The 7,627-nt window shown below is 68.2% G+C and carries 8 protein-coding genes; 6 read left to right on the top strand and 2 right to left on the bottom strand.

The genetic code is table 11. From position 1 onward, the window contains the following. Positions 1–160: 160 nt before the first annotated feature. The 5 genes from ACZ52C_RS41745 to ACZ52C_RS41725 all read left to right on the top strand — a co-directional run bounded on the left by ACZ52C_RS41745 (position 161) and on the right by ACZ52C_RS41725 (position 5,699). Positions 161–1,036, top strand: a complete 876-nt coding sequence (locus ACZ52C_RS41745; protein ID WP_469079753.1) for an alpha/beta fold hydrolase — start codon at positions 161–163, stop codon at positions 1,034–1,036. 69 nt (positions 1,037–1,105) lie between these two features. Continuing rightward, positions 1,106–1,570 carry a winged helix-turn-helix transcriptional regulator gene (locus ACZ52C_RS41740; protein ID WP_469079752.1) on the top strand — a complete coding sequence of 155 codons (465 nt, stop codon included), beginning with the start codon at positions 1,106–1,108 and terminating at the stop codon, positions 1,568–1,570. 242 nt (positions 1,571–1,812) lie between these two features. Continuing rightward, the gene (locus tag ACZ52C_RS41735; protein WP_469079751.1) at positions 1,813–3,156 is read left to right on the top strand and encodes an SCP2 sterol-binding domain-containing protein; all 1,344 of its coding nucleotides are present in this window, start codon (positions 1,813–1,815) and stop codon (positions 3,154–3,156) included. Between the two features lie 52 nt (positions 3,157–3,208). Beyond that, the gene (locus ACZ52C_RS41730) at positions 3,209–4,171 is read left to right on the top strand and encodes a PDR/VanB family oxidoreductase (protein WP_469079750.1); all 963 of its coding nucleotides are present in this window, start codon (positions 3,209–3,211) and stop codon (positions 4,169–4,171) included. Positions 4,172–4,601: 430 nt separating this feature from the next. Next, positions 4,602–5,699: an NmrA family NAD(P)-binding protein gene (locus ACZ52C_RS41725; protein WP_086804237.1), complete on the top strand. Its 1,098-nt coding sequence runs from the start codon at positions 4,602–4,604 to the stop codon at positions 5,697–5,699. A gap of 354 nt (positions 5,700–6,053) precedes the next feature. Here the strand turns inward: ACZ52C_RS41725 and ACZ52C_RS41720 are convergent, their stop codons facing one another. Together ACZ52C_RS41720 and ACZ52C_RS41715 are read right to left on the bottom strand one after the other, a co-directional pair. Further along, positions 6,054–6,503: a substrate-binding domain-containing protein gene (locus ACZ52C_RS41720; protein WP_469079754.1), complete on the bottom strand. Its 450-nt coding sequence runs from the start codon at positions 6,501–6,503 to the stop codon at positions 6,054–6,056. An 83-nt stretch (positions 6,504–6,586) separates the two neighbouring features. Further along, positions 6,587–6,811 carry a hypothetical protein gene (locus ACZ52C_RS41715; RefSeq protein WP_469079749.1) on the bottom strand — a complete coding sequence of 75 codons (225 nt, stop codon included), beginning with the start codon at positions 6,809–6,811 and terminating at the stop codon, positions 6,587–6,589. On the opposite strand from ACZ52C_RS41715, the gene ACZ52C_RS41710 reads away from it, so the two are divergent. Next, on the top strand, positions 6,810–7,547 hold the full coding sequence (locus ACZ52C_RS41710) for an alpha/beta fold hydrolase (protein WP_469079748.1): 738 nt from the start codon (positions 6,810–6,812) through the stop codon (positions 7,545–7,547). The two genes, ACZ52C_RS41715 and ACZ52C_RS41710, sit on opposite strands and share 2 nt — an antisense overlap. Positions 7,548–7,627: the final 80 nt, after the last annotated feature.

The following is a 7,627-nucleotide window of genomic DNA, read 5'->3' as shown; positions in this document are numbered from 1 at the left end:
ATCCTCGGCGACGACCTCACCCGCCAGGTCAAAACCGGCCTCGCCGGCGACCTCACCACCCTCTACCCCCAACTCACCCACTAGCACCCGCCCCCAACCCGGCCGAGCAGCACCCCCACCCCAGCCAGCCAGCCAATCAGCCGAGGGAAGGCACCCCGACATGCCCAGCCAGGAACCCCGCCCCACCATCCACATCGCGGGCACCACCACCCACACCCTCGCCCCACGCACAGGGCACCACCGCGAGGGAACCCTGCGCTACCTCAAGGCGGGCACCGGCGCCCCCCTCGTCCTGCTGCACACCGTGCGCACCCAGGCCGAACACTTCCGCCACCTCATCCCGCTGATCGCGCAGCACTACACCGTCCACGCCCTCGACCTGCCGGGGATGGGCTACTCCGAGATCGTGCCCGGCGCGTCGTACGACGAGCCGGCCATGCGCGCGGGCGTCGAGCGGCTGCTGACCGAACTCGACCTCCATGACGTGACGTTGGTTGGGGAGTCCATGGGGGCGGTGCTCGCCCTGACCGCCGCGGCCGACCTGCCCGAGCGGGTCAGGCGCGTCGTCGCGGTCAACACGTACGACTACCGCGGCGGGATCACCCGCTCCAGCCTCCTCGCCCGCATGGTGATCAGCGGGATCACCGCACCGGGAGTGGGCCCCGCGATCGCCCAGCAGGAGCCCAAGCCCGTTCTTCGCAAGATCCTCCAGGGCGGCGTGGGGGACAAGGCCGCCTTCCGCGAGGACTACCTGGACGAGCTGCTCCAGGTGGGCAGGCGCCCCGGTTACCCGACCGTCGCCCGCGCCCTGTACCGGAACATGCCCAGCCTCATCGCCGCCCGCAAGCGGTATCCCGAGGTCAAGGCCCCCGTTCACTTCGTCTACGGCGAGAACGACTGGTCCCGCCCCTCGGACCGGCAAGCCAACAGGAAGCTGCTCCCCACCGCCGACTTCACACAGGTGCCGGGAGCGGACCACTTCATGGCTCTGGAGAGCCCCGAGGTGCTGGCCGACCTCTTGCTCGCGGGGGCATGAACGCCGTCACCCGTCACGCGCACGGTCGTCGGCTATCAGTTGCGTGAAGCAACGTGCTAAATTCGCGGCATGTTGGGCCGAATGTACGACAGTCAGCTGTGCTCCATCGCCCGGACCCTGGAAGTCGTGGGCGAGCGCTGGACCTTGCTGATCATCCGCGATGCGCAGCTCGGCCTGCGCCGTTTCGAGGAGTTCCAGGACAGTCTCGGCATCGCGCGCAACGTACTCACCAACCGCCTTTCCAAGCTGGTCGACGACGGCCTGCTGGAGCGGGTCTGCTACCAGGAGCGGCCCGCCCGCTACGAGTACCGGCCGACGGACAAGGCCAAGGACCTGCTCGCCGCGCTACTCGGCCTGATGCACTGGGGCGACGAGCACGCCGCGCATCCGGCCGGGCCTCCGCGCATCGCGAACCATGTGGGATGCGGGGGCGACGTGCGGGAACAGCTCGTGTGCACCCACTGCGGACACGTGGTGGGCCCGGACGCCGTGGACCTTCTTCCCGGCCCGGCACTCACCGACCAGCCGGCGTGAAGTAGCGGAGCGAGCTTCACGGTTGCCACTGCCGCAGCCGCTCGGGGTTCCGCCGGCTCCTGCGGCTCGGTGCATTTTCTGCCGCCCAACTCCCCCACCAGGTGGGGGAGTTGTAGCCAGATCCAGCAGCAGCCCCAACGAATGACCGCACTTCCTCCGTAAGTTGCTTCATGAAACTCGCAAGGCTAGTGTGCGGGTTGCTTCATGAAACTTGCAGGCCCAGCCCCCTGAGGTGACGTTCGATGGCCAAGAACAAACTCGAAGACCATCCCACCGTCGTTCAAGCCCGCCGGCGCGACCGCACCGCCGACCGGCCCGCCGAGCCGCTGGACGCGTCGCGACTGCGCCAGCTGTGTCTGGACGCGGGCGCGGACGACGTCGGCTTCGTCGAGATCGACCGGGCCGACATCGCCGACCAGCGAGAGGACCTGAACGCAGCGCTGCCGGGCGTCCGCACGCTGATCAGCATCGTGACCCGCATGAACCGGGAGAACATCCGCACTCCCGCGCGCTCGGTGGCCAATCTGGAGTTCCATCACACGGGCGACCACACCAACGAGATCGGCCGGCAGGTGGTGGGCGAGCTGGAGGCGATGGGCGTGCGGGCCATCAATCCCGCGATGGGCTTTCCCATGGAGATGGACAAGTTCCCGAGGAAGGCGTGGGTCGTCTCGCACAAGCCGGTCGCCGTCGCGGCGGGGCTCGGCAAGATGGGTATTCACCGCAACGTCATCCACCCCACATTCGGCAACTTCATCCTGCTGGGCACCATCCTCATCGACGCCGAGGTCAGCGAATACAACCGGCCCATCGAGTACAACCCGTGCCTGGAATGCAAGTTGTGTGTGACGGCCTGCCCGACCGGGGCGATCGCCTCCGACGGTCACTTCAACTTCTCCGCCTGCTACACGCACAACTACCGCGAATTCATGGGCGGCTTCGGCGACTGGGCCGAACAGGTCGCCGAGAGCCGTGACGCCCACGACTACCGTTCGCGGGTCAGCGACAGCGAGAGCGCGTCGATGTGGCAGAGCCTGTCCTTCGGCGCGAACTACAAAGCCGCTTACTGCATGTCGGTCTGCCCGGCCGGCGAGGACGTGATCGGCCCCTGGCTGGACAATCGCAAGGCACATCTGACCCAGGTCGTGCGCCCTCTGATGGACAAGGAGGAGACGGTCTACGTCGTTCCTGGTTCCGACGCGGAACAGCACGTGGCCGACCGGTTCCCCAACAAGCGCACGAAGCATGTGGCGATGAGTCTGCGGGCGAACAGCATCGACGGTCTGGTGGAAGGCCTGCCGCTGATCTTTCAGCGCGAACAGGCCAAGGACATGTCCGCGACCTACCATTTCACCTTCACCGGCGACGAATCCCGGCAGCTCACCGTGACCATCCGCGACCGCGAACTCGATGTCACGGAAGGGCATCACGGTGAGCCGGATCTGAGGATCACCGCCGACACGCGCACCTGGCTGCGTTTCCTCGCCAAGCCGTCCATGTTGGCGTGGGCGCTGGTGCGCCGGCAGATCAAGCTGAACGGATCCCCCCGACTGCTGCGCGACTTCGGACGTTGTTTCCCGTCCTGATCGGTCGGGGGAACGCCTCACCGCATCATCTCTGGAGAAATGAAAGGCGATCATGAGCAATCTCGACACCGAAGTCGAACTCGATCTCGTGGTGGAACGCAAGGAAATGCCGGCCGAAGGTGTCGTGCTGTTGACGCTGCGCCACCCGGAAGGCCGTCCACTGCCGGAATGGCAGCCGGGAGCCCACATCGATCTGATCCTGCGAGCCGACCTGGTCCGGCAGTACTCACTGTGCGGGGACCCGGCGGATCGGTCCCGCTTTCAGGTCGCGGTGCTGCGTGAACCGGAAAGCCGTGGCGGGTCGAGCCACGTGCACGACGTGCTCGCGGAAGGCGAGCCGGTGCGTGTCCGCGGGCCGCGCAACCACTTTCCGCTCGTGAAGGCCAAGAACTACCTCTTCATCGCGGGCGGAATCGGCATCACGCCGATTCTGCCGATGCTGGCGGCCGTCAACGCGACCCGCGCCGACTGGCGCCTCGTCTACGGGGGCCGCACCCGGGCCTCGATGGCGTTCGGTGAGACGCTGCGGCGGGCGTACGGAGAGCGGGTGAGCCTGCGGCCGCAGGACGAGTACGGGCTGCTGGACCTGGCCTCGCTCCTGGGCAAGCCGCAACGGAAGACGGCCGTCTACAGCTGCGGCCCGGAGCCGCTGCTGGCGGCGGTCGAGGCCGGCTGCGAGAAGTGGCCGAGCGGATCTCTGCACCTGGAGCGCTTCGCACCGAAGCAGGACCTCGCGGCCGGGCCGCGGAGCAGCTTCGAGGTCGAACTGGCCCAGTCCGGCAGGAAGCTGCTGGTCTCCGAGGACATGACCGTCCTCGAAGCCGTCGAAGCCGCCGGTGTGCCGGTGCTGACCTCCTGCGAGGAGGGTATCTGCGGGACCTGCGAGACGAAGGTGCTGTCCGGCGAGATCGACCACCGCGACTCGGTCCTGACCGAGCAGGAGCGCGCCGCGGGCGACACCATGATGATCTGCGTATCCCGGGCGAAGAGCGCCCGTCTGGTCCTCGACGCCTGATCCGCTTCGGGATCGACTGAGGCACGGCAGCGGTCGTTCCAGGACGACCGCAAGGTCGAGGCGCTCGCCGACGCCTCATGGCAACTGTCCTCCCAAGCCGAGTTGCGGCGCATCGCCGAACAGGTGCCGGACGCCGACCTGCGCGTCCGACTACTCGGTGGGGCCTGGCGGTTGGCCCGCATGACGCCACCCACCCGATGCCGACCCCGTCCCTGACGCCCCCCCCAGGGGGTCTCGGCGTCCTGCCCGAAGCCGGGCCAAGGCGGGGCGCGGTCCGCGTCGTGCGTTCACTTGTGGATGCGTGTGCCCCTTGCCCCTTGGAAACCGATCGGTGTACCTTTTGGAAACCGATCGGTTTCCAGGCTTCTCCGGCGCCCCCGCTCCTGCGCGTGGTGATCGCGTCCACCCCCAATCTCTGGAGTCAAGAACCATGTCTTCTCATGCCACCTCCACCATTTTCGTCATCGGCGGTACCGGGGCTCAGGGAATGCCCATCGTCCGGGCTCTCGTCGCCGACAAGAAGTACTCCGTGCGGGTCCTCACCCGGGATGCCACCTCGCCCCGCGCCCAGGCTCTCCTCGCGCTGGGCAATGTCTCCATCCTCGAAGGGTCGTTCGCCGACGAGGACGTGCTGCGAGAGGGATTTCGCGGCTGTGACGGGGCATTCGTGAACATCGACGGATTCAACACCGGGGAGAAGACCGAGACCTACTGGGCCATCCGCACCTACGAGATAGCGATCGAGGAAGGGATCAAGTTCTTCGTCTACGGGAACCTCGACTACGCCCTCAAGAAGTCGGGCTACGACTCCAGGTTCCGCACCGGCCACTACGACGGAAAGGGCCGTATGGCGGAATGGGTGCTGTTCCAGAACCAGAAGAACAGCGACCGTATGGGAGCGGCGGTCTTCACCTCGGGCCCCTACATCGAGATGGTGATCTCACCGCTGACGCCCATGACACCGAGCATCGAGGACGGTGTCGTCACCTGGCGAGTCCCGCTCGGCGACGGCGCCGTTCCGCACGTGGCGCTCGACGACTGCGGGTTCTACGTCCGCTGGCTCTTCGACCACCCGGAGCGGGCCAACGGCATGGACCTGGAAGTCGCCATCGAGCACATGACCTACGCCGACATGGCCGCGGCATTCGAGAAGGTCACCGGGCATCCGGCGCAGTACATCGACACCGATCTGGACACGTATTGGAGTCATCCGGACCTGACGGGGATAGCCGATCACCCCGCCGGCTACAACGCCGACCCCGACGACAAGAGCACCATGAGTTTCCGTGACAATTTCACCGGCTTCTGGAACGTGTGGAAGCACGGGATCATCACCCGGGACTACGCCCTGCTCGACGAGATCCACCCCGACCGGATCAGGAGCGCCGAGGAATGGTTCCGCCGAGAGGACCAGCTGGGGAGGGAACTCGGCAAGGGAAGCCTCTGGGACAGGGTCCAGCCGGAGAACTGGAGCATGGAATCCGCCGTCCTCAAGAGCAGCGCGGACCTCAGGAGCGGAAAGCTGTGAACAATCCGGTCCCACGGTCTGCTCCCCGTCCCTCACGCTCCCTCCATGGGCGCACCGCCGACACAGCGAGCGAGCTGGAGCGTTCGGCCACGCATACCGTGCCGCGGGACGCCGCGCGTGACGTGGAGCCGTACGACACCGGCGACGGCACCGGGGCGAAGTCGGCCTGAAGGGCTGGTCCTTCACGGAGGAAACCCGTCCTTCGGTGCCCGCCCCCTGACACCCGCCCCCCACTCCCGGCCGGCAGGTACCGCCTCCACGCGGTGCCTGCCGGCTTCGTTCACCGGGGCGGGGTGACCGCTCGGTGTCCCGGAACAGCCGGGTGCGGTCACTTCGACGGCCGGACCGTGGCGGCTATGTCGTCTCGCGGTGGATGAGGGCGAGGATGTCGCCCGCTCCGGACCCGCTCGACGCCGCCGGGGACGGGGCCCCGACCGCCGAGAGGACGCCGGCGGTGAGGTTGTCGGCAGCCGCGGTGAGGTCCATTCCGATGGTGGTCAGGGCCGGTACGGCGAGTGAGCTCACGGGGAGGTCGTCGACGCCGATGAGCGCCAGGTCGTCCGGGATCGCGATGTGCTGCGTGCGGCAGCTCGCCAGGACGGCGAGAGCGATCAGGTCGTTGAAGGCGGCGACCGCGGTGACCGGGGTGTCGCCCTGCGTCCACTCCACGACGGCGTCCCGTGCGCTGGCCCGTGAGTAGCGCATGCTGACGACCTGCGGGGCGGGCAGACCCAGCTCGTCGCAGGCCCGGGTGGCTCCCTCCAGGCGCGGCCGGCAGAAGGGGCGCTCCCGGGGGTCGTCCAGCGCGGCGTAGCCGATGTGCCGGTGCCCGCGTGCCGCGAGATGCTCGATCTGCAGGCGCCCGACGTCCTCCTGGCGCAGCCCGGTCAGAGACGGGTGCCCTTGGGTGTGAACACACCGTCGAGCAGCGGGATCTCCGCCCGTCGCAGCGACCGCGCGTCGGCGGGCGGCAGGCTGCCGAACGCGACGACCACGGCCGGCTGGACGTGCTGCCACAGGTCGGCCAGCGGCGTGGCCGTCTCGTCGTGGTGCAGGTACACGCAGGTGTAACCGGCCACGCCCAGGGAGCGGCCGAGGGCCAGTTTGAACATGTCGCAGAAGTTCCCGCAGGGCGGCTACACCCTGGCCGACCTGGCGAACGACACCGCGGGCCTGCTCACCGCGCTCGACATCCCCGCCGCGCACATCGTCGGACAGTCGATGGGCGGCATGGTCGCCCAGCAGCTCGCCCTCGACCACCCCACCCGCGTGCTCAGCCTCGCCCTGGTCTACACGGCCCCCAGCACGGCCTACATCGGCGGACGCGACCTGGTCGACGAGCGGACTCAGCGCCCACGGGCCCGTGACCGCGACGAGGCGATCGCGCTGTACCTGGACAACGAAGCGGTGTGCGCCTCACCCGGATACCCCCAGGACATCGCCTGGCTGCGCGAGCTGGGCGGTCAGATGTACGACCGCGACTACGACCCCGACGGCATCCTGCGACAGGTGGAGTCGCTCGACCGCTCCCCCGACCGCACGCCGCGCCTGCATCACATCACGGTGCCCACCACGATCCTGCACGGCGACGGCGACCGCCTGATCGGCACCGACGGGTCCCGGCTCATGTACGAACTGATCGCGGACTCGAAGCTGACCATCTCGTCCGCTCGCCGGAGGGCGTCGTCGAGCTTGAGCCGCTCCCACACCAGATCGTCGCGCTCCGGAGTGGTCAGCCATTCCCGGAACCACGGCGCGCGGTGCCTGGCTGGCTGGGGTGGGGGTGGGGGCCTGCTGGGCTGGTTGGGGTGGGGGTGCTGCTCGGCCGGGTTGGGGGGCGGGTGCTAGTGGGTGAGTTGGGGGTAGAGGGTGGTGAGGTCGCCGGCGAGGCCGGTTTTGACCTGGCGGGTGAGGTCGTCGCCGAGGAT

Source organism: Streptomyces sp. NPDC034049, from assembly GCF_055575575.1.
This window is presented reverse-complemented; position numbering and strand designations above follow the sequence as displayed.